This window comes from Pontivivens marinum (genome assembly GCF_900231835.1).
GTDB classification, from domain to species: Bacteria; Pseudomonadota; Alphaproteobacteria; order Rhodobacterales; family Rhodobacteraceae; genus Pontivivens; species Pontivivens marinum.
This window is the reverse complement of record NZ_OCTN01000001.1, coordinates 222,728-247,310: the sequence shown is the minus strand read 5'-3', so window position 1 is coordinate 247,310 and position 24,583 is coordinate 222,728. Positions and strand designations below refer to the sequence as shown.

General features: G+C 58.7%; 27 protein-coding genes. 14 read left to right on the top strand and 13 right to left on the bottom strand.

All coding sequences use genetic code 11. The features are described 5' to 3' along the window. Positions 1-11: 11 nt before the first annotated feature. A complete protein-coding gene (locus CR254_RS01275; protein WP_097927993.1) occupies positions 12-1,199 on the bottom strand; it encodes an NAD-dependent epimerase/dehydratase family protein in 1,188 nt (395 codons plus the stop codon). Between the two features lie 449 nt (positions 1,200-1,648). On the opposite strand from CR254_RS01275, the gene CR254_RS01270 reads away from it, so the two are divergent. The 3 genes from CR254_RS01270 to CR254_RS01260 all read left to right on the top strand — a co-directional run bounded on the left by CR254_RS01270 (position 1,649) and on the right by CR254_RS01260 (position 5,755). After that, positions 1,649-2,743, top strand: coding sequence for a carboxynorspermidine decarboxylase (locus CR254_RS01270; protein ID WP_097927992.1), 1,095 nt, complete (start codon positions 1,649-1,651; stop codon positions 2,741-2,743). Between the two features lie 44 nt (positions 2,744-2,787). Next, positions 2,788-4,026, top strand: coding sequence for a saccharopine dehydrogenase family protein (locus tag CR254_RS01265; RefSeq protein ID WP_097927991.1), 1,239 nt, complete (start codon positions 2,788-2,790; stop codon positions 4,024-4,026). Between the two features lie 82 nt (positions 4,027-4,108). Beyond that, positions 4,109-5,755 carry a sulfatase-like hydrolase/transferase gene (locus CR254_RS01260; RefSeq protein ID WP_097927990.1) on the top strand — a complete coding sequence of 549 codons (1,647 nt, stop codon included), beginning with the start codon at positions 4,109-4,111 and terminating at the stop codon, positions 5,753-5,755. 81 nt (positions 5,756-5,836) lie between these two features. Here CR254_RS01260 and CR254_RS01255 read toward each other — a convergent pair whose 3' ends face one another. From CR254_RS01255 to ccmI, 4 genes are all read right to left on the bottom strand, one after another. Further along, positions 5,837-6,511 (bottom strand): retropepsin-like aspartic protease family protein, encoded by a 675-nt coding sequence (locus tag CR254_RS01255; protein WP_097927989.1) that lies wholly within the window; start codon positions 6,509-6,511, stop codon positions 5,837-5,839. A 91-nt stretch (positions 6,512-6,602) separates the two neighbouring features. Continuing rightward, complete coding sequence (locus tag CR254_RS01250; RefSeq protein WP_097927988.1) at positions 6,603-6,830, bottom strand: DUF1289 domain-containing protein; 228 nt, start codon at positions 6,828-6,830, stop codon at positions 6,603-6,605. Then, on the bottom strand, positions 6,823-7,305 hold the full coding sequence (gene ruvX, locus CR254_RS01245) for a Holliday junction resolvase RuvX (RefSeq protein ID WP_097927987.1): 483 nt from the start codon (positions 7,303-7,305) through the stop codon (positions 6,823-6,825). The genes CR254_RS01250 and ruvX overlap by 8 nt, the downstream gene beginning before the upstream one ends. Next, the gene (gene ccmI / locus CR254_RS01240; protein WP_097927986.1) at positions 7,302-8,417 is read right to left on the bottom strand and encodes a c-type cytochrome biogenesis protein CcmI; all 1,116 of its coding nucleotides are present in this window, start codon (positions 8,415-8,417) and stop codon (positions 7,302-7,304) included. The genes ruvX and ccmI overlap by 4 nt, the downstream gene beginning before the upstream one ends. 182 nt (positions 8,418-8,599) lie before the next feature. Between ccmI and CR254_RS01235 the strand changes: the two genes are divergently transcribed. The 10 genes from CR254_RS01235 to CR254_RS01195 all read left to right on the top strand — a co-directional run bounded on the left by CR254_RS01235 (position 8,600) and on the right by CR254_RS01195 (position 18,216). After that, a complete protein-coding gene (locus CR254_RS01235; RefSeq protein WP_097927985.1) occupies positions 8,600-9,847 on the top strand; it encodes a sarcosine oxidase subunit beta family protein in 1,248 nt (415 codons plus the stop codon). A gap of 58 nt (positions 9,848-9,905) precedes the next feature. Continuing rightward, a complete protein-coding gene (locus CR254_RS01230) occupies positions 9,906-10,229 on the top strand; it encodes a sarcosine oxidase subunit delta (RefSeq protein WP_097927984.1) in 324 nt (107 codons plus the stop codon). Continuing rightward, entirely contained in the window at positions 10,226-13,237 is a 3,012-nt protein-coding gene (locus CR254_RS01225) for a sarcosine oxidase subunit alpha family protein (protein ID WP_097927983.1), read from the top strand. Before CR254_RS01230 ends, CR254_RS01225 begins: the two co-directional genes overlap by 4 nt. Next, entirely contained in the window at positions 13,230-13,811 is a 582-nt protein-coding gene (locus CR254_RS01220; RefSeq protein ID WP_097927982.1) for a sarcosine oxidase subunit gamma, read from the top strand. The genes CR254_RS01225 and CR254_RS01220 overlap by 8 nt, the downstream gene beginning before the upstream one ends. A gap of 91 nt (positions 13,812-13,902) precedes the next feature. Then, complete coding sequence (locus tag CR254_RS01215) at positions 13,903-14,664, top strand: transporter substrate-binding domain-containing protein (protein ID WP_097927981.1); 762 nt, start codon at positions 13,903-13,905, stop codon at positions 14,662-14,664. Between the two features lie 54 nt (positions 14,665-14,718). Then, entirely contained in the window at positions 14,719-15,408 is a 690-nt protein-coding gene (locus CR254_RS01210; protein WP_097927980.1) for an ABC transporter permease, read from the top strand. Positions 15,409-15,417: 9 nt separating this feature from the next. Beyond that, positions 15,418-16,104 carry an ABC transporter permease gene (locus tag CR254_RS01205; protein WP_097927979.1) on the top strand — a complete coding sequence of 229 codons (687 nt, stop codon included), beginning with the start codon at positions 15,418-15,420 and terminating at the stop codon, positions 16,102-16,104. 126 nt (positions 16,105-16,230) lie between these two features. Continuing rightward, entirely contained in the window at positions 16,231-16,377 is a 147-nt protein-coding gene (locus CR254_RS17985) for an RSP_7527 family protein (protein ID WP_180955849.1), read from the top strand. A gap of 97 nt (positions 16,378-16,474) precedes the next feature. Continuing rightward, complete coding sequence (locus CR254_RS01200) at positions 16,475-17,686, top strand: RSP_2647 family RNA methyltransferase (RefSeq protein WP_097927978.1); 1,212 nt, start codon at positions 16,475-16,477, stop codon at positions 17,684-17,686. Beyond that, positions 17,686-18,216, top strand: coding sequence for an RSP_2648 family PIN domain-containing protein (locus CR254_RS01195; RefSeq protein WP_097927977.1), 531 nt, complete (start codon positions 17,686-17,688; stop codon positions 18,214-18,216). The genes CR254_RS01200 and CR254_RS01195 overlap by 1 nt, the downstream gene beginning before the upstream one ends. Here CR254_RS01195 and CR254_RS01190 read toward each other — a convergent pair. The 7 genes from CR254_RS01190 to CR254_RS01160 form a co-directional block, all read right to left on the bottom strand. After that, complete coding sequence (locus tag CR254_RS01190) at positions 18,206-18,901, bottom strand: M48 family metalloprotease (RefSeq protein WP_097927976.1); 696 nt, start codon at positions 18,899-18,901, stop codon at positions 18,206-18,208. The two genes, CR254_RS01195 and CR254_RS01190, sit on opposite strands and share 11 nt — an antisense overlap. Before the next feature lie 119 nt (positions 18,902-19,020). Beyond that, positions 19,021-20,205 carry a vWA domain-containing protein gene (locus tag CR254_RS01185; RefSeq protein WP_097927975.1) on the bottom strand — a complete coding sequence of 395 codons (1,185 nt, stop codon included), beginning with the start codon at positions 20,203-20,205 and terminating at the stop codon, positions 19,021-19,023. Beyond that, on the bottom strand, positions 20,205-20,381 hold the full coding sequence (locus tag CR254_RS17980) for a hypothetical protein (RefSeq protein ID WP_097927974.1): 177 nt from the start codon (positions 20,379-20,381) through the stop codon (positions 20,205-20,207). Before CR254_RS17980 ends, CR254_RS01185 begins: the two co-directional genes overlap by 1 nt. A gap of 68 nt (positions 20,382-20,449) precedes the next feature. Continuing rightward, on the bottom strand, positions 20,450-20,890 hold the full coding sequence (locus tag CR254_RS01175) for a GNAT family N-acetyltransferase (protein ID WP_097927973.1): 441 nt from the start codon (positions 20,888-20,890) through the stop codon (positions 20,450-20,452). Further along, positions 20,887-21,795, bottom strand: a complete 909-nt coding sequence (locus CR254_RS01170; protein ID WP_180955848.1) for an AEC family transporter — start codon at positions 21,793-21,795, stop codon at positions 20,887-20,889. Before CR254_RS01170 ends, CR254_RS01175 begins: the two co-directional genes overlap by 4 nt. A gap of 149 nt (positions 21,796-21,944) precedes the next feature. Beyond that, complete coding sequence (locus CR254_RS01165) at positions 21,945-22,142, bottom strand: CsbD family protein (protein WP_097927971.1); 198 nt, start codon at positions 22,140-22,142, stop codon at positions 21,945-21,947. A gap of 88 nt (positions 22,143-22,230) precedes the next feature. Next, positions 22,231-23,013, bottom strand: coding sequence for an SDR family NAD(P)-dependent oxidoreductase (locus CR254_RS01160; RefSeq protein WP_245851338.1), 783 nt, complete (start codon positions 23,011-23,013; stop codon positions 22,231-22,233). A gap of 94 nt (positions 23,014-23,107) precedes the next feature. Here CR254_RS01160 and CR254_RS01155 point away from each other — a divergent pair, with 94 nt between their 5' ends. After that, on the top strand, positions 23,108-23,659 hold the full coding sequence (locus CR254_RS01155) for a TetR/AcrR family transcriptional regulator (protein ID WP_097927970.1): 552 nt from the start codon (positions 23,108-23,110) through the stop codon (positions 23,657-23,659). Here the strand turns inward: CR254_RS01155 and CR254_RS01150 are convergent. After that, a complete protein-coding gene (locus CR254_RS01150; protein WP_097927969.1) occupies positions 23,656-24,498 on the bottom strand; it encodes an AAA family ATPase in 843 nt (280 codons plus the stop codon). The genes CR254_RS01155 and CR254_RS01150 overlap by 4 nt on opposite strands. Between the last annotated feature and the right edge of the window lie 85 nt (positions 24,499-24,583).

Genomic DNA, 24,583 nt, shown 5'->3' with positions numbered 1-24,583 from the left:
TGGTGGTGAGGTTAGTGTACCACACCCGGCTTTTGATCCGTGGTCCAAATAGAGCGCGCGGGCACGCGCTCCGGATCAAAGCGATCACGATACTTTTCAGCGATCTGTACTGTTTCCTCCAGGATGCCATCTGCCAGCTTGGTCGGGTTCAGGCCATCATCCATGAAGGACTGGTTGGACACGAACAGGTCGTTCTCCGCTGCTTCCTTGCGCGGGTTATCGACCAGCGCTGCCTTGGCGCCGGTCAGGCGGGCAACCAGTTGCGCCAGATCGCGGATGCGGTGGGTTTCAGTCATCTGGTTGCGAATGCGCACACGATCACCGGCGGCAGGCGGATTTTCGATGGCGATTGCCACGCATTTGACCGTATCACGAATATGAATGAACGCGCGCGTCTGCCCGCCGGTGCCATGCACCGTTAGTGGCATGCCAGAGGCCGCCTGCATTAGAAACCGGTTCAGAACCGTGCCGTAATCGCCGTCATAGTCAAAACGGTTGATCAGCCGCTCATCCATCTTTGTCTCATCGGTCTGGGTGCCCCAAACGATGCCCTGATGCAGGTCGGTCACACGGATACTGTCGTTTTTCGCATAGAACTGGAACAGCAGCTGATCCATGGATTTCGTCATGTGATAAACGCTGCCCGGATTGGTCGGGTACAGGATTTCGCGGTCGAATGTTTTACCGCTATCGTTTTCAACCTTGATGGGCAGATAGCCCTCGGGCAGTTGCAGCCCATCGCCATCATAACCGTAAACGCCCATCGTGCCTAAATGCACGACATGCGGATCAATGCCCAGTTCGGCAATGGCGCAGAGCAGGTTATGCGTAGCGGAGATGTTGTTATCGACGGTGTAGCGTTTTTCCTGCTGACCACGCATCGAATACGGGGCGGATCGTTGTTCCGCGAAATGAACCACGGCGTCAGGCTTCATTTCAGCCAAGAGCGCGCGCAGGCCGTCATAATCCTTAGCGATATCGAGCTCTTGAAAGGTTATGGATTGTCCCGAAACCTCGGTCCACGCCGCGATACGTGTTTTGACGCTGGAAATCGGGGTCAGGCTTGCCACCTGTAGCGCCGCATCAATACGCCGCCGAGACAAGTTGTCGACCATCACGACATCATGTCCCAATTTGGAAAGGTGCAGAGTTGTGGGCCAACCGCAGAAGCCGTCGCCACCTAGGATGAGTACTTTCATTCTAAATCTCCAGTTTCTAAAGACTCCTCCGCTTTTGATATTCAGGACGGTTCATACAGGTTCGCAACTTTATATCGGAAATTACTTGATAGGCTGGAATGGGGGAGACCCGACAGTGATGTTAATGATGCGATGCATAGTATGGATGGGTTCTGGACAGTTAATAACGTTAGAGTATTTCGATATTTCCTCATATCGAGGATTTTTCCTTGGTTATTAATCAGTAAGCGATTTTTTAGACGCAATGTTCTAACCATTTGTATACAACTGAACCATTATGAGTAGTGCTGGCGCCCATTGCGCATCGTGGTGAGGGTTATTTCGCCCATAAGGGTCAGCGGTGTTGACCATATTCCTCATATTACACAGCGCAAGGCTTGTTTTGGCAGGCGGGCGAATCTATACCGCGCGTTCCTATGAAGCCTTTTCATTGCAGGACACCGTGCCGGATGCAGACGCCATATTACCTGATCGACAAATCCCAACTCCTTAAAAACATGGAGCTTATTACCAAGCTGCGTCAGCAATCGGGTGCCAAGGCATTGTTGGCCCTGAAATGTTTCGCGACATGGTCGGTTTTCGATTTCATGTCGGACTATATGGACGGCACGACCTCCAGCTCGCTGTTCGAGGTAAAGCTGGGTCGCGAAAAGTTCCCCGGTGAAACCCATGCCTATTCCGTGGCATGGGCCGATCATGAAATTGCGGAGGTTCTGGTCAATTCAGACAAGGTGATTTTCAACACCACAGGTCAGTTGAGCCGCTTCGAGCAGCAATCGCGTAACCATGTGCGCGGCCTGCGGGTCAATCCCGGTGTCTCCACGTCCAGCTTCGACCTCGCCGATCCGGCGCGACCCTTTAGCCGCTTGGGTGAACATGATCCGGCGGTGATTGAACCGTTCGTCGATCAGCTCAGCGGGTTCATGTTCCACAACAATTGCGAGAACGCCGATTTCGACCGTTTCGACGCGATGCTGAACGATATCGAGGCGCGTTTCGGCCATCTTATCAAGCGTATGAATTGGGTTAGCCTTGGCGGTGGTATCCACTTTACAGGGCAGGATTACCCACTGGACCGGCTGGCAGAGCGCTTGAAACGGTTCGCTGGTGAGAACGAGATTCAGGTCTATCTGGAGCCGGGTGAGGCGGCGATCACCAATTCCACCACGCTGGAACTGACCGTGCTGGATACGCTGCATAACGGCAAAAACCTCGCCATCGTCGACAGCTCGATCGAGGCGCACATGCTGGACCTGCTGATCTATCGCGAAAACGCCAAGGTAACGCCCGATACAGGGCCCGAGGAATGGATGATCTGCGGTAAATCCTGCCTTGCCGGTGATATCTTTGGTGAGTTCCGGTTCGAAAACCCGCTGAAAGCCGGTGACCGGATCAGCATTCAGGACGCCGCTGGTTACACAATGGTCAAAAAGAACTGGTTTAACGGTGTGCAGATGCCCTCCATCGCGATCCGCGAATTGGACGGAACACAGCGGTTGGTGAGAGATTTCACATTTGACGATTTCACCGCCGCACTATCGTAAAGAAAGAAGCGCCATTGGCGCATGCAAATATGAGGACTAATGGTTTGAAAAAGAACGTTTTGATTATCGGCGCCGGTGGTGTGGCTCAGGTCGTGGCGCATAAATGCGCACAAAATAACGACGTGCTGGGGGATATTCATATCGCCAGCCGCACTTTGTCCAAATGTGACGCGATCATTGAAACTGTTCATGAAAAGAACGCGATGAAGGTCGCGGGCGTTCTGACCGCGCATCAGGTTGATGCGATGGACACCCCCGCTGTTGCCGCGCTGATCCGTGAAACGGGTGTGCAGATCGTCATCAATGTCGGCTCCGCTTTCGTTAACATGACCGTTCTGGATGCCTGCATCGAAACCGGCGTCGCCTATATCGATACCGCGATCCATGAGGAGCAGGACAAGATTTGCGAAACGCCGCCATGGTACGCGAATTATGAGTGGAAGAAGCGGGGCTTATGCGCGGAAAAGGGGATCACCGCGATCCTCGGCGCGGGCTTTGATCCGGGCGTTGTGAACGCCTTTGCCCGCTTTGCGATTGATGAGTTCATGGACGAAGTGACCTCCATCGACATCGTGGATATTAACGCTGGTTCGCATGGCAAATACTTCGCGACAAATTTCGATCCTGAAATCAACTTCCGCGAATTCACCGGCACGGTTTACTCGTGGCAAAACGGCGCATGGCAGGAAAACGCGATGTTCGAAGTGGGCCACGATTGGGACCTGCCCGTCGTCGGCACGCAGCGCGCCTATATGTCTGGCCATGATGAGGTGCATTCGCTGTCCGCGAACTATCCGCAGGCGGATGTGCGGTTCTGGATGGGCTTTGGTGAGCATTACATCAACGTCTTCACCGTACTGCAAAACCTTGGCCTGCTGTCCGAACAGCCAGTAAAGCTGGCCGATGGGGGTGAGGTTGTGCCGTTGAAGGTGGTCAAGGCTTGCCTGCCCGATCCGTCCTCGCTGGCGCCTGATTACACGGGTAAAACCTGCATCGGTGACGTGGTTAAGGGGATCAAGGACGGCGCACCGGTTGAGGTGTTCGTCTACAACGTCGCCGATCATAAGGAAGCCTATCTGGAGGTCGGCTCACAGGGCATTTCCTACACCGCAGGCGTGCCGCCAGTGGCCGCCGCGATGCTGGTCGCGACGGGTGAGTGGGACGCTAAGACCATGAAAAACGTTGAGGAAATGGACCCCAAGCCATTCTTCAGCATCCTTGACCAGATCGGCCTGCCGACCCGTGTTAAGGATGCGAACGGCGATCGGGCGTGGAACGCCTAAGGGGAAAACCCCTCGACATCGGGGCGTTCTCTGTGGCGAACTGTACGCGGCCCTCGGGCCGTGACTTTGCCGGGAGCGCCCCTTGAATATCCTGTTTATTATGTATGACCAGCTGCGGTTCGATTATCTGAGCTGCGCTGGCCACCCCCACCTACACACCCCGAACTTTGACCGCGTGGCCGCCATGGGCGTGCGATTTGATCGCGCCTATGTGCAATCGCCGGTCTGTGGTGCCAGCCGGATGAGCTTTTACACAGGGCGCTACACGTCCTCGCACGGGGCGACGTGGAACGGGTATCCGTTAAAAGTAGGGGAATTGACGCTGGGTGATCACCTGCGCGATGCGGGGATGCAGTCATGGTTGATTGGCAAAACCCACATGACGGCGGATGTGAAGGGGATGCAACGCCTTGGCATCGCTGCGGATTCTATGATCGGGGCCCGGGTTTCCGAATGCGGGTTCGATGTCTGGATCCGCGATGACGGGCTGTGGGGCGAGGGGCCGGACGGGTTCTATGACCAGCGACGTTCGCCCTATAATGAGTACCTGAAATCAAAAGGTTACGAGGCTGAAAACCCGTGGCACCACAATGCAAATTCCGGTGTGGATGAGGAGGGGCAGACGGCCTCCGGCTTCCTGATGCGTCATGCGGGTAAGCCTGCAAACGTGCATGAGGAGCACAGCGAGACACCGTGGTTAACAGATCGAACCATTGATTTTATTGAGGAAAAGCGTGGTCAGGACACGCCGTGGCTGGCCCATGTCAGCTATATCAAACCGCACTGGCCCTATATTGTGCCTGCGCCCTATCACGATATGTACGGCCCTGAACATGTGCTGCCCGCCGTGCGGGACGAGGCGGAGAAGGACGACCCGCATCCGGTGTTTGATGCCTTTATGAACGGTCGTATTGGTAAGGCTTTTCAGCGGGATGACGTGCGTGATGTTGTTATTCCCGCCTATATGGGCCTGATTAAGCAATGCGATGATCAGTTGGGTAAGCTACTGGATTACCTAGAGGATTCCGACCAGTTGGACAGCACGATGATTGTGCTGACGGCGGATCATGGCGATTATTTGGGGGATCATTGGCTGGGCGAAAAGGACTTGTTTCACGAACCCTCGGTCAAGGTTCCGATGATTATTTATGACCCGCGCGCCGAGGCGGATTCGACTCGTGGAACGGTGTGCAACGCACTGGTGGAAAGCATCGATTTGGCCGCGACCTTCGTTGAATTTGCGGGGGGTGAGGTGCCGGATCATATCCTTGAGGGGCGCTCCCTGCTACCTTGGTTGCAGGGGCAAGTCCCTGATAACTGGCGTGAATTCGCGATTAGCGAATATGATTACAGCTCGCAACCGCATGCGCAAACCTTGGGCCTGGCCGCGCGGGATTGCCGACTGTTTATGGTCACAACCGAGCGATGGAAATTCATGCATGCGGAGGGCGGATTGCGCCCGATGTTGTTTGATTTACAGGCCGATCCGGATGAGGTGAATGATCTGGCCACGGACCCAGTATATGCGCCGGTTCTATCTGAAATGTATGAACGTTTGGCCAAGTGGTCGCGCCGTATGTCGCAGCGCACGACGATGTCGGATGCGGATATTGATGCACGACGGGGTAAGTCGGGGCGGCGTGGAATCTTGCTGGGCGTTGTTGATGAAACCGACGTGTCGGAGGAGGCGCTGGTGCGTTATCGTGGACCGGCAGCGGGGCGACCCTAGGGCGTGAAAACCGCTGGCTGGAAAGTGGCTGCTTTCCGGCTGCTCTGTGGCTGCGCAGTAAAATGGTCGGGAATTTGACGCCTAATTGCGTAGGATGATCCGGTCGTTGCGGATTGATGCCTCGGTCAGGCGTTCGATGAACGACATGCCAAGCAGGCTGGAATGCAACTGATCGGGGCGGGCGACTGCGCCCTCCACATCGCGGATGACAACGCCGCCGATGCGGATTTCGTCAAAGGTGACGGGCGCAACAAAGGAGCGGCCATTCGCGGTGGTCACAGCCATGGTGTAGTCCAGCTGATAGTCGCGCATACCAATCCGCCGGGCATCGTCATAGCGCAGCAAAACCAGCGATGCGCCGGTATCAATCAGCAGGCCAACAGGCACGTCGTTTACATCGGCTACGGCACGGAAATGACCGTCCCATGCGCGCATCAACATGACCTCTGGGTTCAGGCGCGGGGTGCTGACCGGTTCGGTGACGGGTTGTTCCAGCATGGACAGGGCCAGCAGGTGGCCCTGTTCGCGAAAGCTGTAGGCGCCGATCAGCACGATTGCGCTGCACGCCCAGACAACCGGCAGGATTTGAATCTGACCGTTGCGGATATATCCGCGTGTGATCGCCATGCAGGCCGCGCAGGTGCAGATGCAGATCGCGATAACAAATTGCGTCACAGGGGACAACGCATCCAATGTGCCGGTCAAAGCAAGGGCGCTGAACAGAACAGCAAAGATCAGCGTCATCGGCCAGAACATGGTTACTCAATACACTCCGAATACGAATCAGTCACGGTGTAGTGATCTACAACTCTACTCGTGAAAGCACTTTTATAACATAGGGTTAATTTTAGGTACTTCTTCCGGCCCGACCGCCACGCCGCTTTGGCTTTGCCGCGGCGGCGCGTTCGGGAAGTTGCGCCATAATATCGGTGCGGGCCTGCGGAGTCATGCGAGACCAGTCGCCGATTTCGTCAATCGTGCGGTGGCACCCCATGCAGTGACGGGTTGCGGGATCGATCACGCATAGCTTGATGCAAGGGCTTTCGATTTCGTCGCGCCGCCAGACCTCATCCATCGGGGCGTTCCAAATGGCGCAGGCGGTCGAGGAACCCCTGCAAAATATAGGAAGCGGCGATGTTGTCGATCTTCTCGGCCCGTTTGGCGCGGGAGGTATCTGCCTCCAGCAATGCACGTTCCGCCGCGACGGTGGACAGGCGCTCATCCCAGAAGGTGATAGGCAGGGGCGTTAGCGGTGCGAGATTGCGAGCAAAGGCCCGTGTGGATTGGGCGCGCGGCCCCTCGGACCCGTCCATATTGCGGGGCAGGCCCAGAATGATGCCGACCGGTTCGCGGGCGGTGATGAAGTCGATCAGGGCCTGCGCGTCCTTTCCAAACTTGATCCGGCGCACAGTCATTTGCGGGCTGGCCACGGTGCGGAGTTGGTCGGACAGGGCTACGCCGATGGTTTTGGTGCCCAGATCAAGGCCGAGCAGCGCACCGATACGGGGTAGCGCGGCGGCCATATCCTCGGGCTGTTCAATAACGCTCATGGTCGGTCCCCCAGTAATGCGATTGCGTCGGGATCATTTGCGAAGGTTTCCAGTGCCTCGGCGTGGATTGCGTCTGCATCCTCGGTCCGGCCCAGCACGTCATAGGCGCGGATCAGTCGGTCCCATTCCTCAACAGTGCCGCCCTGTGTGGCGAGGCGTTGGGCGAGGCCGCTGACCATCCCCTCAACCAATTCGCGCTGATCGTCGGTGCTGCCTGTGGTGACGGTCAGTTCGGCCAGATCAATGCGGATTGCGCCCAGCAGGTCCTGCGGCGTCGCGGGATCGTCGGCCAAGGTGGTGTACATCTCGATCGCGGTTTGGGTGTCATCGGCTTGGGCGCGGATACGGGCGAGGTAATACAGGCTCCACGGATCATCGGGCGATAGGGCGAGGGTGCGGTTCACGACCTCCTCAGCCTCGGGCGAGATATAGCCGCCAGCCGCCACGATCATATATTCGGCCAGAGCTGCGATATCCGCGACATCGGCATCGGCGCCGGCGCGTTCGACCAGTTCGGTCTGGATCTGCTTGCCCTCCAAAAACCGGCCAAGCTGCATATAGCTGCGGGCCAGCAGGCGGCGGCCCTCTAGGTCATCGGGGCGCGAGGCGACAATGCCGGCGAGCTGTGTGATCAGTTCCTCATCGCGGGTGGACAATTCGGGGGCGGGCGATTGGGCGGCGAACATCGCCTCAACCACGGACTGGGGCGGGCGGCGCATGGCCTCTGCCTGTGCAATGCGCGGGGCGAGGGGGGCATCGGGCCGTCCGAACGAGCCAAGCATTAGATAGCCAGCTGCGCCGCCAACCAGCACCACCAGCAGCGTTGCCGCAATGGCCAGCCGGTTTGCGCCCGTCGGTGCCGTGCCCTGTTGTTGCGCGGTCGCTGCATCGGCGGCCAGCAGGCGGCGGGATAATTCCAGACGGGTTGTTTCTGCCTCAGCCGCATCAATCGCGCCACGGGCGATTTCGGCGTCCAGCGTGGCCAGTTGATCTCGGTACACGGACAGGTCGGCATTTTGTTCCGCAGGGGCCGATGACGTGCGCAAAAGCGGGCGCAACAGCAAGCTTGCCACCAAAAGTCCGCTTACGATGCAGATCAGCAAGAAGCTCATTTCAAATCCTCGAATTTAGACGTGTCACAGGTAAAGCGCGTTGTAGCGTACCGCAATGTGCGAATGCGACGCGGCACTTCGTCGTGAATGGAACGTAATCAGGCGCATTTTCGAGGTTGAACGTACCCCATCTTTGGCATCACGCTGGGGTCAGTCTGTACCGCGCCCCGGGGGATACCATCATGAAACGCTATTCGGCCTTCGCTATCGCCCGTGAGGCCTTTCGCCATCACACCGGATGGGAGCGCGCGTGGCGATCCCCCCAGCCAAAGGCGGAATATGATGTTGTGATCGTGGGTGCGGGCGGTCACGGGTTGGCCACGGCCTATTATCTGGCGAAAAATCACGGCATCACCAATGTTGCTGTCGTCGAAAAGGGCTGGCTGGGCGGTGGGAATACGGGGCGAAACACGACGATCATCCGCTCGAATTACCTGCAACCGTCCTCCATGGCGATTTTCGAGAAGTCGCGCGGACTGTACGAGGATCTGAGCCAGGATCTGAACTATAACATCATGTTCTCGCCCCGTGGCGTGATGATGCTGGCCCAGACCGAGCATGAATTGCGCGCATGGAAACGCACGGCCCATGCGAACCGGATCGCCGGGATCGAGAGCGAGATGGTCACCCCCCAGCAAATTCAGGAGATGATCCCGATTATCCAGACCGCCGGCCCGCGCTATCCGGTTCTGGGTGGACTGTGGCAGGCGCGTGGTGGGTCGGCGCGTCATGACGCTGTTGCGTGGGGCTATGCCCGTGCCGCCAGCAATATGGGCGTGGACATCATCCAGCAATGCGAAGTCATCGGCGTCGACCGTGACGCGAGCGGTGTGACCGGTATTCAGACGACCAAGGGTGCGATCCGTACGAAAAAGCTGTGCATCGTCGTGGCTGGTAATTCCGGCGTGCTGGCCGATATGGCAGGGTTCAAGCTGCCGGTGGAATCGGTGGCATTGCAAGCATTGGTATCTGAACCGATTAAACCGGCGCTGGATTGCGTGGTGATGGCAAACACCGTGCACGGATATATGAGCCAATCTGACAAGGGTGAGATGGTCATCGGCGGCGGCGCGGACAGTTTCAACAACTACACGCAACGCGGCTCTTTCCACCATCTGGAGGAAACGGTGCGGGCGCTGATCGAAACCTTCCCCATGGTATCGCGGCTAAAGATGCTGCGGCATTGGGGGGGGATCGTGGATATGACCGGTGACCGCTCGCCTATTATTGGCACGACCCCGGTTCCGGGCGTGTTCATCAATTGCGGCTGGGGCACCGGCGGGTTCAAGGCGATCCCCGGATCGGGCTGGGCCACGGCGGAGATGTTGGCAGATGGCGCGCCACGTGCGCTGGCCGCGCCCTTCGCGCTGGATCGCTTTACCCAAGGGCGCATGATTGACGAGAGCGTCGCAGCCGCGGTGGCGCACTGATGGCTTTCGTGACCTTGCATTCAAATTTCTGCGGAAAATCCAATTCTGGGGGCAACACATGCTTCGACTGACCTGTCCTGTTTGCGGTGCAACCGGCGAGGAAACCGAGTTTCACGCCGGTGGTGAGGCCCATCTGAAACGGTTTGGCCCCGGGTCCACCGATGAGGATTTTCGCGACTATCTGTTCCAACGGCAAAACCCGCGTGGTGTGCATTTCGAACGCTGGCGCCATCAATATGGCTGCGGCAAGTGGTTCCACGTTGCGCGCTGTACCCAGACGCTTGAGGTATTTGGCAGCTATACCGCACAAACCTCGACCGTGCCTGACCATATTCAAAGCGCCATCAAGGCGCGCCGTCCCGATTGGGAGCCTGCGCAATGAGCACCCGTATCCAATCCGGCGGTCGCCTGATCGACCGCAGCCGCAAAATCGGCTTCACCTTTAATGGACAGCGACTGACAGGCCATCCGGGGGACACGTTGGCCTCGGCGCTGCTGGGCAGTGGTCAGGTGCTGATGGGGCGTTCGTTCAAATATCACCGCCCTCGTGGGCCGGTCGGGGCGGGGTCTGAGGAACCGAACGCGCTGATGGGCTTGGGTCAGGGCGCGCATTTTGAGCCGAACCAGCGCGCCACCGTGGCCGAGTTGCATGACGGGTTGGCCGCGACCAGCCAGAACCATTGGCCCAGCTTGGATATGGATGTTGGCGCGTTGAACGCCGCGATGTCGCGCTTTTTCCCTGCCGGTTTTTACTACAAGACCTTCATGGCGCCGCGTTCCGCGTGGAAACACGTGTTCGAGCCGGTGATCCGAAAGGCAGCAGGCCTGGGCAAGGCCCCGACGCAGCCGGATGCGGATCGGTACGAGTATTTCTACGCGTATGTCGATGTGCTGGTTGTCGGCGGCGGCATGGCCGGATTGCAGGCCGCGCTGGAGGCTGGTCGCGCCGGTGCGCGTGTGTTGCTGTTGGAACAGACCGCGCATCTGGGCGGACGTTTGCTGAGCGATGAGGTGGAGATTGACGGCCAGCCCTCGGATATCTGGCTGGCTGCGGCTGTGGCTGAATTGCAGGGCATGGATAACGTCACCATCCGCACCCGCATGATGGGCGCAGGCGTCTACGATCATGGCTACGTCACCGGCTATGAGCGTCTGACGGATCATCTGGAAAATGCGACTGGCCCACGGCACCGGCTGTGGCGCATTCGCACCGACCGGATTGTAACAGCGACCGGCGCGATTGAGCGGCCGCTTTCCTTTGCGGGCAATGATGTGCCCGGGGTCATGCTGGCCGCGGCGTTGCGCGATTATGTGACGCTGTACGGCGTGACGCCGGGGGATCGCACGGTTGTTGTCACGAATAATGATGACGCCTATCGCACGGCAATCGCGCTGAAACTGGCAGGGTTGGAAGTTCCGGTTATCCTTGATGCACGGGATGCCGCCATCGGGCCGTTGCCACGACAGGCGCGTGATCTGGGTATTCGGGTCGAGGTGGGCAAGGGTGTTGCCTCGGTCAAGGGTGGCAAAAAAGTTGAAGCGGTTGAGATTTGCTCGCAGGCTGGTGAGGGGACTGTGCTGGAGACGATCCCCTGTGATGCGGTGGCGATGTCCGGCGGGTGGTCGCCCGTTGTGCACCTGTGGTCCCATTGCGGGGGCAAGCTGGTCTGGGATGTCGATCAGGCGCATTTCCGCCCCGATGCCAGCCGCCCGCCCACCGATCATAACGGTGCGGGATATGTGATCACTGCGGGCAGCGCATCGGGTGCGTTGCTCTCTGGCGATGCGATGCAGGATGCGGCGGCGGCGGGTCGCCGCGCGGCGGCTGAGGTCGGGTTCATCCCGTCCGAAGGCGACGCTCCCACCGCAATGGCGGAGCCGGAGGAACCGGTGCAACCGGTCTGGATGATGCCTGCGGGCGCGTCCTACAAGCTGCGCTCAAAGGCGTTCCTCGATTTCCAGAACGATGTGAAGGTATCCGACGTTCAACTGGCCGCGCAGGAGGGGTTCGAGAGCGTCGAGCACGCCAAACGCTATACTACGCTGGGCATGGCGACGGATCAGGGTAAGCTGAGCAACATTAACGGTCTGGCCGTGCTGGCTGATAGCCTAGGCACGACGATCCCGCAGGTGGGCACCACGACCTTCCGTCCGCCCTATACGCCGATTTCGATGGGAGCGATTGCGGGGGAGGCGCGGGGCGCGATCTTTAAGCCCACGCGCAAATCCCCGATTGATGGCTGGCACGATGAAAACGATGCGGTCTGGGAGCCGGTTGCCGATTGGCGCCGCCCCTATACCTATCGCCGCGCGGGGGAAACGACGGAGCAGGCCGTTCACCGCGAGATTCGCAACACGCGGACCAATGTTGGCCTGCTGGATGCATCCACCTTGGGCAAAATCCTGGTGAAGGGACCGGACGCGGCAAAGTTCCTCGACCTGATCTACACCAATATGATGTCCAGCCTGAAACCGGGCCGCTGTCGCTATGGCCTGATGTGTACGGAAAACGGGTTCCTGTTCGATGACGGTGTTGTGGTGCGGCTGTCCGAGGATAGCTTCCTATGCCACACCACGTCCGGCGGGTCGGATGGTGTTCATGCGTGGATGGAGGAATGGCTGCAAACGGAATGGTGGGATCTGGAGGTCTTTACCAGCAACGTGACGGAGCAATTCGCGCAGGTAGCCGTCGTTGGTCCCAAGGCGCGGCAATTGCTGGAGAGCCTCGGCGGGATGGATGTGTCCAAGGAGGCGTTGAGCTTCATGGGCTATGCCGAGGGTGAGCTGGGCGGTATTCCGGCGCGGGTTTTCCGCATCTCGTTCTCGGGCGAGCTGAGCTATGAGATCGGGGTGCCTGCCTCATACGGTCGTGCGTTCTGGGATATGTTGCTGGAAAAGGGTGCTGCGCTGGGCGTGATGCCCTACGGCACCGAGGCTTTGCATGTGATGCGGGCCGAAAAGGGCTTTATCATGATCGGGGATGAGACGGACGGAACCGTCACTCCGCATGATCTGGCGCTGGGCTGGGCCGTGTCGAAAAAGAAAGAGGACTTTATCGGCAAGCGCGCATTGCAGCGCCCCGATATGATCCGTGCGGATCGCAAGCAGTTGGTCGGCTTGGCCACGGAAGATCCGGCAACGGTTCTGCCGGACGGTGCCCACGCAGTTGCGGGTGTCAATGAATATGGCGATCCGAAAACCATTGGCCATGTCACCTCGACCTATTTCAGCCCGACGATGGAACGCTCTATCGCGATGGCGTTGATTGATGGCGGGGCTGGTCGCATGGGTGAGGTGCTGGAATTTCCGGTGGGCAAGGATTCCGTGATACGGGCGACGGTGGTCGATCCGGTCTTCTACGACAAAGCAGGGGAGCGCCAGGATGTTTGAGCCACGCACAGCGCTGCAAGGCGCACATTTCAGCGGCGATATTACCGTTACCGATGCGGGTCTGGTGGGCATGATCGCCATTCGCGGCAGCTTGACCGATCCGGCCCTATGCGCCGCCGTGGCTGAGGTTACGGGCCACCCCGTGCCCGCCACGCGCAAAATGTCCGGCGATGCGACGGATGGCTTGGCATGGATGAGCGCGGATGAGCTGATGCTGTTCTGCGCCTATGGCGATGCACCAACTGTTGCTGCACGACTGGTCGATGCATTGGGTGATGTGCACAGCATGGTGTCGGTTCTATCCGACGCGCGTGCGGTTATCCGCCTGCATGGGGATGTCGTGCGTGAGGTTCTGGCAAAGGGTGCGCCCGTTGATTTGGCCCCCGATCAGTTCGCGCAGGGCGACATCCGGCGCAGTCGTTTGGGGCAGGTTGCGGTCGCATTCTGGATGACCGGCGCGGATAGTGCGGAACTGGTCTGTTTCCGCTCCGTCGCCGGTTTTGTATTCGAATGGCTGAGCACAGCATCGCAATCGGGCAGTGCTGTCGGGTATTTCGCCACGCCGCGACGTTAAGCAGATGGGGGCGGTGGTCGCTTCGGCTTGACGCCCCCCGCCTGCTGCATGATGTTTGTCGGCAGAAATGAGACCAATAGGGACTTCGATAATGAAAAAAATCATTGCTGTGGCATTGGCCACTCTGACCGCTGGCGCTGCTGCCGCGCAGGATCTGGATATCTGTGTCGAGGGCGCATACCCTCCATTCTCGCAAACCGAGGCTGACGGTTCCGTCACCGGTTTCGATATCGATATGGCGAACGCCATGTGTGACGCGATGGGCGCAAGCTGCACCATGGTGAAAACCGATTGGGACGGCATCATCCCTGCCTTGCAGGAAGATAAGTGCGACGCGATCATCGCCTCCATGTCCATCACCGAGGAGCGGATGCAGGTCATCGACTTCTCCGCGAAATATTACAGCACGCCTGCGATCTTCCTCGCGGCTGAGGGTGCATTTGCGGATGACAGCGTCGAAACACTGGCCGATGCGACGGTTGGCGTTCAGCGTGGCACGATCCACCAGAACTTCATGGAAGGTGAGTATCCTGACGTAGAGCTGCGCTTGTACGCCTCGCAGGACGACACCTATCTGGATCTGGTTTCGGGCCGAATCGACGCGATCATGGCTGATTCCATCACCATGGATGAGGGCTTCCTGCAAACTGAGGACGGTGCGGGTTACGCATTTTTCGGCGCTGGATACTCGATCCCTGAATATCACGGTGAGGGCGTTGGCGTTGGCGTTCGTCAGTCCGACACAGAGCTGCGCGACCAGTTCACCGCAGCCATCGCTGCGATCCGCGAGAGCGGCCAGTATGATGAAATTGCGTCGCAGTATTTCGACTTTGACGTTTATGGCGGTTCCTGAAGCCTGAATTGACGTGATTGGGTGGGGCGGCAGTGTCGCCCCATTCGTGACCTGATGGATCAACTCGTCGCATATATTCCGCTGCTGCTGCGCGGCTTTGGCATCACCGTCTCAATGGCGTTGCTGGCCTTTGTGCTGTCCTGCGCATTGGGCGGGCTGGGCGCGTGGGGGCAGATGTCCAAGTGGCGCGCCGTGCGTTGGCTGGTCATGGGTTACACGGTCGTGGTGCGTGGCGTGCCCGATCTGGTGATGATCCTGATCTTCTATTACAAAATGCAGGCGTTGATGAACCTGTTCACCCGCTCCGCCGGGTTTGAGCGGATCGACGTGAACCCCTTTATCTCGGGCACGATCACCATCGGCCTGATCTATGGCGCCTATCTGACGGAGACGTTCCGTGGCGCAACATTGGCTGTGGACCGTGGACAGGGTGAGGCCGCGACGGCGCTGGGGCTAAAACCGCGTCAGACATTGCGTCTGGTCACGCTGCCGCAAATCATCCGGCAGGCGCTGCCCGGCACGATGAATGTGTGGATGGTGCTGACGAAATCCACGGCTGTGGTGTCGATCATCGGGTTGAGCGATCTGGTCGGTGTGGCGATTGATGCGGGGCGTTCTACGCGGGAATTCTTCTGGTTCCTGCTGGCGGCGTTCCTTGGCTATCTGTTGATCACATGGGTCAGCCAACAAATCTTTAACCGGTTGGAGCGGCGGTTCGACCGTGGCTTCTCCGATGCACGGTAGGGGGTTGCGATGCGCTTTGACCTACTGATCCAACGCTGGCCTCTATTCGCTGAGGGGGTGTGGCTGACCGTACAACTCACCATGTTGGCGGTGGTGATCGGGTTCTGCATTGCGGTACCCTTTGCCATTATGCGCACGCGCAAAACGCCGATCGCCAGCCCGCTGATCCGCGGCTATGTCTATGCCATTCGGGGCACGCCGCTGCTGGTGCAGCTATACTTGCTGTATTACGGCATGTCGCAATTCGAATTTATCCGCGACAGCTTCGCGTGGAGCTATCTGCGTGAGCCGTGGTGGTGTGCGCTGATCGCGTTTTCGCTGAACTCCGGTGCCTATGCGACGGAGATTGTGCGCGGCGCGATTGAGCGGACGCCCAAGGGGCAGGTCGAGGCGGCGCAGGCGCTGGGGCTGCGCACTTGGCTGGTTTACGCACTGGTGGTGCTGCCCTCGGCGCTGCGCCGTGCGATCCCGCAATATGGCAACGAGGTTGTGTTTATGATGCACGGCTCCGCCATCGTTAGCGTCATTACCCTGACCGATATTCTGGGTGCCGCGCGTGAGTTTAATGGCCGGTATTATGTCTCGGATGAGGGGTTTTATACCGCGGCGATCCTGTACGGATTGCTGACGCTGATGATCGTTCTGATCTTTCGCGGGATCGAGGGGCGCTACCTTAAACACCTCAAAATGCGGTAATATTCGGCAGGCATGCGTTTCGCGCATGGCGATCTGGCGGAGTTGTCTGCTGTCAGCATGTGATTGTGCGCCTAGGTTTATTCCAACGATACGCATCACGGTGTATCGCAGACCAAGGATAGAACCATGACCGAACGCGATCTGACTATTGCCGAGATCAATGCATATGTTGAGCGCGCCCACCACATGCGCGCCGAAGCAAGCCGCGACATGGCTGTTGCTTTTGCAAACTGGGTACGCTCGTTGTTTTCTGGTGTTGCACGCACCGCCTAATCCGGCCACAAGCCGATGCTGACAGGGTCGCCCTATGGGGCGGCCCTTTCTTGTTTCCAGACTTTCCTTTGAGCCACGAACCAGATAGCGACAGACTATGACAGATCAAAACGCCTCCCCGTCGACCGCCCGCCCTGTTGTACGCCTGCGCCCAGGTCGTGCCCGCACGGTTCGTTTTGGATTCCCGTGGGTTTACGCGGATGAGCTGGTGCTGGATCGCCGCTCGAAATCGCTGACCCCGGGCACCTTTGCCACGTTGGAGGATGCGGATCGCGTCGCCATTGGCACAGTGACCGTCAATTCGGAAAGCCGCATTCCCGCCCGCCTGATGGACCGTGATCCAGAGGCAGTGATCGATGCGGCATGGCTGGAAAGCAAATTGCGATTCGCGTTTGAGCACCGCTCGCGCCTGTTCGCGGAGCCATTCTACCGCCTGATCCATGCCGAGGCTGACGGCCTGCCCGGTGTTATCATCGACCGTTTCGGCGATGCCGCAGTGATCCAGCCAAATGCCGCATGGGCCGAGGCAATGTATGCGGAGCTGGAGGCAGCGGTCATCGCGGTGACTGGCGTTTCCAGCGTGGTAAAAAACGCATCAGGTCGTGCGCGTAAGCTGGACGGGCTGGATGAGGAAAGCGCTGTGACCACCGGTCAGATCGACGCGCCTATTCCGGTGAAAATGAACGGTGCGACCTATATGGCGGACCTGTTGGGCGGGCAGAAAACGGGCCTGTTTCTGGATCAACGGGCGAATCATGCCTTTGCGGCTGGCTTGGCCGCGGGTGGCGAGGTGCTCGACGTCTTTAGCCATGTTGGTGGCTTTGCGCTGGCGGCGCTGGCTGGTGGCGCAAAATCGGCGCTGTCTGTCGATGGGTCTGCCCCTGCGCTGGCACTGGCCGAGGAAGGCGCGCGCGCAATGGGGGCCAGCGACCGGTTCGCGACCCGTCGCGGTGATGCGTTCGACACGATGACCGCAATGGTTGAGGAGGGCGTGACCTACGATCTGGTCGTGTGTGATCCGCCTGCCTTTGCCCCGACAAAGCAGACCGCTGATAAGGGCCTGCGCGCCTATGAGCGTGTTGCGCGGATGAGTGCGGCCTTGGTCAAGCCGGGTGGCTATCTGGTGCTGTGTTCATGTTCCCATGCGGCTGATCTGGCCAAGTTCCGCGACGCATCGCTGCGCGGTGTAGCGCGGGGCGGACGTGTGGCGCAGTTGATCCACACAGGCTTTGCCGGACCGGATCACCCCACCCATGCGATGTTGGCGGAAACGGCTTACCTGAAGGCATTGTTCCTGCGGCTGGAGTGATGCGGGTCCTGCTAGACGCCTGCGTTTTATATCCAACGATCCAACGTGAAATCTTCGTGGCGGTTGCCGCGCGCGGGGATTTCGTGCCGCTATGGTCCGAGCGTATTCTGGAGGAATGGGCGCGGGCCGCGTTGCGGGCCGGGCCGGATGTTGGGGCGCAGGCGCGGGTGGAAATCGCATTGCTGCGCGACCGTTTCCCGAATGGCTGCGTTGCCGCGCCGGTGCGCGATGATCTGGACCTGCCGGACCCTGACGATGTGCATGTGCTGTCCGCTGCGATTGAGGGGCAGGCGGATATGATCGTGACCCGTAACCTCAAGGATTTTCCGAACCGGATTTTGGCGCGGGAAAACCTTTATGCTATTGGGCCGGATCCGTTTTTCCTCGCCTGTCATGCTGAGCGATCGCTGGCTGAACCGGTTGAGGAGGTTCGTGCGCGAACGCAGGCAATATCGGGGCGTGAGCAGGTGGTGCGGCCGCTGTTAAAGCGGGCGGGCCTGCCGCGATTGGGTAAGGCGCTCAGCGAATAGAGGGGCGTGTGTTCCAGTTACGGGCGAGGGCTTCGATGGCGGCGATGCGGTCCTCGGCCCTGGGGTGGCTCAACAGCCATGCGGGTGTGCCGTTTGCGGTGCCTGCAAGCTGATCCAGCTTACGAAACAGGCTGCGCTGCGGGCTGATGCCGATCCCGATTTTTGTAAGCAAAGCAGCGGCATAGGCGTCTGCCTCATATTCATCGCGACGGCTGAGGCGCGCGGCGAGCAGTTGCGTGGCGCCGCTGGCCAGCCATGGGCCAATGAACGGAACGAAGCGCCCGATGACCATCATCAGAACCACGCGGATCGCGTTTTGGCCGCTATAATCAATCATCCGCCGTTTGGCGTGTCCTAGGGCAACGTGGCCCAGTTCGTGGGCGATGACGGAGCCGATTTCCTCGGCCTGAACGTGGCCCTGCCGGTATTTCTCGATAAAACCACGGGTGATGAAGATACGCCCGTCCGGCGCGGCCAAGCCGTTGATAACTGGCGTGTTTTGTACATAAACCTTGAGGTTGGGTGCATCTAGTTCTCGCGCCATTCGCTCGGTTAGGCGCAGTAGCGCAGGGTCGGTCAGGGGGCTGGATTGGGCGCCTAGATTGCGCGCACTGGTCCAACTGGACAGGTGCATCATGATGAAGCCGCCGATCACGGCGATCAGGATTGGGATCAATAGGGCCATGTGCTGAATGTGGCGCCAGAACCGGCCCAGTGCAACGGCGGTTATCGCTGATTTGGGCGGGCTGCGCTGTGGCTGCTATGCGGCTGCTATATGGCTGGCAAAATGAAGCGGCGCCGGGGTTAGCGGGTTAGCTCGCGCATGCCGCTTTCCAGACCGGCCAATGTCATGGGGACCATGCGGTCGGGGAATAGGTCCTGAACCATGCGGATGGAATGGGTGTAGCCCCACAGCCGTTCGGGGACCGGATTGATCCATAGGGATGAGGGCCATTGTTCGCGGGCGCGGGTTAGCCAGACATGGCCTGCCTCGGGGTTCCAATGTTCGCTGGCGCCACCGGGATGGGCGATTTCGTAGGGCGACATCGAGGCATCGCCGACAAAGATGCAGCGATAATCGGACCCGTAGGTACGCAAGACCTCATGCGTGGGGATTTGTTCGGTCCAGCGGCGGGAATTGTCACGCCAGACGCCCTCATACAAACAGTTGTGGAAGTAGAAATGTTCGAGATGTTTGAATTCCGTGCGGGCGGCGGAAAACAGTTCCTCCACCACCTTGATATGCGGGTCCATGGAGCCCCCAACATCAAGGAACAGCAGTACCTTGACGGCGTTGCGCCGTTCGGGGCGGGTTTGCACGTCGATATAGCCGTGTTCGGCGGTGGCGCGGATGGTGCCGGGCAGGTCGAGTTCCTCCGCTGCGCCATCCCGTGCCCAACGGCGCAGGCGTTTTAGCGCGACCTTGATATTACGGGTGCCCAGTTCGCGAGTATCGTCGAAATCGCGGAATTCGCGTTTGTCCCAGACCTTGGTCGCCTTTTGGTGGCGCGATTCCTTTTGGCCGATGCGCACGCCCTCAGGATTATAGCCATAGGCGCCGAAGGGGGAGGTGCCTGCCGTGCCGATCCATTTATTGCCACCCTGATGGCGTTTTTCCTGTTCGGCCAGCCGTTCGCGCAGCTTCTCCATCAGCGCTTCGAAGCCGCCTGCGGCCTCAACCTCGGCCATTTCCTCAGCCGTCAGGTGTTTTTCGGCCATTTTGCGCAGCCACTCATCGGGCAGGGCCTGCGGGTCGATCATGTCGTCTAGGGTGATCTGCTCCATCCCCTTGAACGAATGGGCAAAAACCTGATCAAAGCGGTCGATATTCCGCTCATCCTTTACCAATGTCGCGCGAGCCAGATAGTAGAAGGCATCGACATCATACATCACAACGCCGGCCTGCATTGCCTCGATCAAGGTGAGGTATTCCCGCAGGGATACGGGCAGTTTGGCGGTGCGCAGATTGTCGAAAAACCGTAAAAACATCAGAGCACGTAGAACTTGCCGAAATCGTAAGCCATCAGCACCACGATCGTCACGATCACAAAGGCCAGCGCGTGGCCGATGCCCCATGTCACCATATCCCCGATCGAACCACCGCGACGTTTCGCGCGAAAGATCCCGATCGCAAGGCCGACAAGTCCGATGTAAAGGGCGTTCATGTGAGGTTCCTCGCAATTTGGCTGGGTGGCGGTGGGCCGTTGGCCCGATGCCTGCCATACTCGTCAGCTTAGCGCTGATATTTTATGAAATCTGTTTTGGTCGCGATCCGGTCATAGAGCAAGCGTGCCGTCGCGTTGTCGTTTTGCGTCATCCAGTAGACAGTTGGCGCGCCTGCTGCGTCGGCGGCGGCGTAAACAGCCTCGATCAAGGCGCGGCCTGCGCCGGTGCCACGGGCGGCGTCACTGACATAGAGATCCTGTAGGTAGCACACATTTTCCACGCGCCAGCCGTGGCGGTGGAACATGTAATGGGTCAGGCCGATTGGCGTGCCGTCCTTTACCGCGATCAGACAGGAGAAATCCTGTGGGTCATCGCCCAGTAGGCGGGCAAAGGTCGTGGTGTAAACTTCCTCGGCCACGGTTGCGTCGTAAAACGTCAGATAGGCGGTCCATAGGGTGCGCCATGCAGGTTCGTCCGTAGCAATCAGGGGGCGGATGGTCAGTGTCATGCGGTCAGCCAAGCCAGAGTAAACAGGGTAATGCCGGTTGATATCAGGATCGCGCGGGCGATTGTCTCCGTCTTTACCCCGTATTGCAGGCCAATGACAAAGGGCATCGCGCCGCAGGGGCCGGCGGCCACAAGCATGGCAATATCGGCCTTATCCGCGTCTACCTCGGTCATCGCGAACATGGTGAGCAGCAGTAGCGGGTGGATAACCGTTTTTATCCCGACAATTGACCAAGTGGCCCCGCCCGGCCTGCGAAAATCAGCGCCTGCCATGATGATGCCCAGTGCGAATAGCGAGGCGGGCGGTGCGGCATTGCCGACGAACTCAGCGAAGGTAAACAGCCCCTGTGGCGATAGCGGTTCCAGCGCATATACCACCAGACCCGCGATAATGGCCAGAAAGGCGGGATTGCGCGCCATCATTCCGGCGATCTTGGTGGGCGAGGCGGTTCCGGCTTTCATCAGATCGAGGATCAGCACAGTGCCGCAAAATAGCAGCGCGATATCCACGATGATGATGCCTGCAATGGTCGAGGCGGCTTCCTCGCCATAAATCCGTTCGGCAATGGGCAGGATATAGAAAACGTGGTTCACAAAGGCGCAGGTCATGCCCAGCAGCAATGCTTCGCGACGGTCGCGGCCAAAATAGCGGCGCATGACCCAGTAGCCCAACGCATAGACCGCAATCTCCGACACCAGATACAGGCCCAGAGCGCGGTAATCAAAGGCAGCAAACGGTGCGCGCGCCACGACGAAAAACACCAGTGCGGGTTGTGCGATGTAGAACACGAACCGGTTCAGGGTCCGCGCGAAATCCACGTCGAACAGACCGCGCCAGCCTGCGAAGACGCCAATGGCAAGAATGGCAAATATCGGGAGGATCGGGTCTGCGAGGGTGGAGAGCATGGGATGTCCGGTCAGTTGCTCTACCATATGCAGGTAAATGACGGTGTGCCGCAATGCAGAAGGGTCGGTGCGCCTGTGTCGAAATGTAAGGGGTACAACGCAAAACGCCGCCCCACTGGGACGGCGTGCAAATCGTGCTGGTGGTCAGGTCAGAGGCTGTCGATCCACTCATCGACTTCGCGCTTGGCCTCTTCCTTGGATTTTCCGTATTTCTCCTGGATCTTGCCCTCAAGCACGGCGCGGTTGCCCTGCGCCTGATCCAGTTCGTCATTGGTCAGTTCGCCCCATTTAGCCTGTGCGTTGCCTTTGAATTGCTTCCAGTTGCCTTCGAAAATATCGTTATTCATGTCAAATCTCCACCTTACTAAAATAAGTGACGGTTAATGCCGTCATCCTACTAACGTGCGGAGTGGAATAGCGTTCCGAAATTGTTACTCAATCCTTGGACTGGCTTCGCTGAATCGCCTCCAGAACGAAGCGGCGTGGCATGAGCGGCATCATCCACTGCATCACAAAGCCAAGCAGTCGATCGTTTACTGCAACCAACTTACCCTGCTGCATCGCCTTGTACCCGCATTGGGCAACGCTGTCCGCTGATGCGCCGCCTGCCTTGGTAAAGGCGGTGCCGATAATGTCGGCGCGCTTTGCGAAGTTTGTTTCAACAAAGCCGGGGGCAAGCGCGGTGCAGGTTACGCCGCGCGGGCGCAATTCCTGATCCAGAGCCTGTGAATAGGATGTCACAAAGGCCTTGCTGGCGAAATAGACCGCTTGCAGCGGGCCGGGGGCAAAGCCGGCGGTGGAGCTGACATTCAGGATTTTGCCTGAGCCGCGCCGTGCCATCGCGCCGCCAATTCGGTGGGTAACTGTGACCACGGCCTTTATGTTAAGGTCGATCATCGCCTGTTCGGTTGCCAAGTCGCGCAACACATGGGGGCCATGCCCGCCAAAGCCTGCGCTATTTATCAGAATGTCGGGAATTTCGATGGTGGCAACGATGTCTAGCAGTGCATCTATGCCCTCGGACGTGCCCAGATCGGCGGGAATGGCGTAGACTGTGATGCCGTGGGTGGCCTCAAGCTCCGCCTTCATCGCCTCAAGTTCCGCAGCGCGTCGTGCCGTGATTATCAGGTCTCCGCCCTTGTTCGCATGAAGGCGTGCAAACGCCTCTCCGATGCCGGATGTTGCGCCAGTGATAAGTGCAAGATCGGCGATAGGCATCACTCCTGAACTGTGTTAACTTGCTTATTCAATAGTTTATGTGCTGTAGTAACCTAAGTCAACGGTTGTTGACTATGCGAGGGACGGCCTGTTTATGCGTGATTTGAGTACATCCTATACCACCCGCGAGGCATTGCTGACCCATGGTCTACGCCTGTTCTGGTCGCGGGGATTTACCAATGTTTCTGTTCGGGAGGTTGCGCGGGCGGCAGGCGTCGATGTTGCGCTGATCTCGCGATATTACGGATCCAAGCTGGGATTGTTCGAGGCAACCTTGCACGAGGCCTATGGGCTGGACGGTGTTGTTATGCCTGATGGTGCCGCGCTGGTTGATGCGATTGTTCAGGTGTTTGTAACGCTGGACCGTGGGTCTGATATGCCATCGGTCACGCGCCTGATCCAAATGAATGCGGACGATGAGCAGGTCGGACATTTGGTCCGCAAGGTTTATGACGAGCTGTGGCAGAGCAAGATTGAGGGTGTTTTGGGCGACCCCTCCCGTGCGGCATTGATGTCATCCGCAATATTGGGACTGTGTGTCGCCGAAAATTCGCTGAAGCTGGATGGCTTTGCCGCGCCGCACCTGCCGCATTATGAGCAACAGGTGCGGTTTTTGCTAACGGCCGCGCTGAATTTCGAGGCTTAGCGCCCGTCGCGCCGCGCCATAAAGGCCAGACGCTCGAACAAATGCACGTCCTGTTCGTTCTTCAAAAGCGCGCCGTGCAGTTGGGGCAGGGCGTCCTTTCCGTCGCGTTTCAGATCCTCGGGGTCCAGATCCTCAACCAGGAGCAGTTTCAGCCAGTCCAGAGCCTCGGATGTGGACGGCTTTTTCTTGAGCCCCGGGGTTTCGCGGATATCGTAGAACTGGGTCAGGGCCTCCGTCATCAGGGTCTTTTTGATGTTGGGGAAGTGGACCTCAACAATCCGGGCCATGATGTCGGGGGCGGGAAACTGGATGTAGTGGAAGAAACAACGGCGCAAGAAGGCGTCGGGCAGTTCTTTTTCGTTGTTCGAGGTGATGATCACGATCGGGCGATGTTTGGCGCGAACCGTCTTTCCCGTCTCGTAGACATGAAATTCCATCCGGTCGAGTTCTTGCAGCAGATCGTTTGGAAACTCGATATCCGCCTTGTCGATTTCGTCGATCAGCAGGACCACGCGCTCATCCGCATCAAAGGCCTGCCACAACATCCCCTTGCGGATATAATTGGACACATCGTGGACCCGTTCCTCGCCCAACTGGCTGTCGCGCAGGCGGGATACGGCATCGTATTCATACAGGCCCTGCTGCGCCTTGGTCGTTGATTTTACAGTCCATTCGAGGATCGGAACCCCCAGCGCATCAGCAACCTGACGAGCCAGTTCCGTTTTACCAGTGCCCGGTTCACCCTTAACCAATAGCGGGCGTTCCAGCGCAATGGCTGCATTTACTGCAACGGTCAGGTCGCCTGTTGCGACATAGTCCTTAGTGCCTTCGAATTTCATCAAAAAACCTTTCCTGTTTGCCTTGAAACCACAGTATGCGGCCCAAAACCCAGTCCAATTCGCGCGTGACATCGGCGGATTAACG

Coding starts and splice junctions, on each gene's coding strand:
- CR254_RS01175 (WP_097927973.1), bottom strand. CDS start 20,890: ATGACACTGACCATCCGCCCCCTGATTGCTACGGACGAACCTGCATGG.
- CR254_RS01195 (WP_097927977.1), top strand. CDS start 17,686: ATGCGGGTCCTGCTAGACGCCTGCGTTTTATATCCAACGATCCAACGT.
- ccmI (WP_097927986.1), bottom strand. CDS start 8,417: ATGAGCTTCTTGCTGATCTGCATCGTAAGCGGACTTTTGGTGGCAAGC.
- CR254_RS01225 (WP_097927983.1), top strand. CDS start 10,226: ATGAGCACCCGTATCCAATCCGGCGGTCGCCTGATCGACCGCAGCCGC.
- CR254_RS01160 (WP_245851338.1), bottom strand. CDS start 23,013: ATGCCTATCGCCGATCTTGCACTTATCACTGGCGCAACATCCGGCATC.
- CR254_RS01275 (WP_097927993.1), bottom strand. CDS start 1,199: ATGAAAGTACTCATCCTAGGTGGCGACGGCTTCTGCGGTTGGCCCACA.
- CR254_RS01200 (WP_097927978.1), top strand. CDS start 16,475: ATGACAGATCAAAACGCCTCCCCGTCGACCGCCCGCCCTGTTGTACGC.
- CR254_RS17985 (WP_180955849.1), top strand. CDS start 16,231: ATGACCGAACGCGATCTGACTATTGCCGAGATCAATGCATATGTTGAG.
- ruvX (WP_097927987.1), bottom strand. CDS start 7,305: ATGAGCGTTATTGAACAGCCCGAGGATATGGCCGCCGCGCTACCCCGT.
- CR254_RS01190 (WP_097927976.1), bottom strand. CDS start 18,901: ATGGCCCTATTGATCCCAATCCTGATCGCCGTGATCGGCGGCTTCATC.
- CR254_RS01250 (WP_097927988.1), bottom strand. CDS start 6,830: ATGGATGAGGTCTGGCGGCGCGACGAAATCGAAAGCCCTTGCATCAAG.
- CR254_RS01205 (WP_097927979.1), top strand. CDS start 15,418: ATGCGCTTTGACCTACTGATCCAACGCTGGCCTCTATTCGCTGAGGGG.
- CR254_RS01220 (WP_097927982.1), top strand. CDS start 13,230: ATGTTTGAGCCACGCACAGCGCTGCAAGGCGCACATTTCAGCGGCGAT.
- CR254_RS01230 (WP_097927984.1), top strand. CDS start 9,906: ATGCTTCGACTGACCTGTCCTGTTTGCGGTGCAACCGGCGAGGAAACC.
- CR254_RS01185 (WP_097927975.1), bottom strand. CDS start 20,205: ATGTTTTTACGGTTTTTCGACAATCTGCGCACCGCCAAACTGCCCGTA.
- CR254_RS01165 (WP_097927971.1), bottom strand. CDS start 22,142: ATGAATAACGATATTTTCGAAGGCAACTGGAAGCAATTCAAAGGCAAC.
- CR254_RS01155 (WP_097927970.1), top strand. CDS start 23,108: ATGCGTGATTTGAGTACATCCTATACCACCCGCGAGGCATTGCTGACC.
- CR254_RS17980 (WP_097927974.1), bottom strand. CDS start 20,381: ATGAACGCCCTTTACATCGGACTTGTCGGCCTTGCGATCGGGATCTTT.
- CR254_RS01215 (WP_097927981.1), top strand. CDS start 13,903: ATGAAAAAAATCATTGCTGTGGCATTGGCCACTCTGACCGCTGGCGCT.
- CR254_RS01235 (WP_097927985.1), top strand. CDS start 8,600: ATGAAACGCTATTCGGCCTTCGCTATCGCCCGTGAGGCCTTTCGCCAT.
- CR254_RS01270 (WP_097927992.1), top strand. CDS start 1,649: ATGCAGACGCCATATTACCTGATCGACAAATCCCAACTCCTTAAAAAC.
- CR254_RS01255 (WP_097927989.1), bottom strand. CDS start 6,511: ATGTTCTGGCCGATGACGCTGATCTTTGCTGTTCTGTTCAGCGCCCTT.
- CR254_RS01150 (WP_097927969.1), bottom strand. CDS start 24,498: ATGAAATTCGAAGGCACTAAGGACTATGTCGCAACAGGCGACCTGACC.
- CR254_RS01170 (WP_180955848.1), bottom strand. CDS start 21,795: ATGCTCTCCACCCTCGCAGACCCGATCCTCCCGATATTTGCCATTCTT.
- CR254_RS01210 (WP_097927980.1), top strand. CDS start 14,719: ATGGATCAACTCGTCGCATATATTCCGCTGCTGCTGCGCGGCTTTGGC.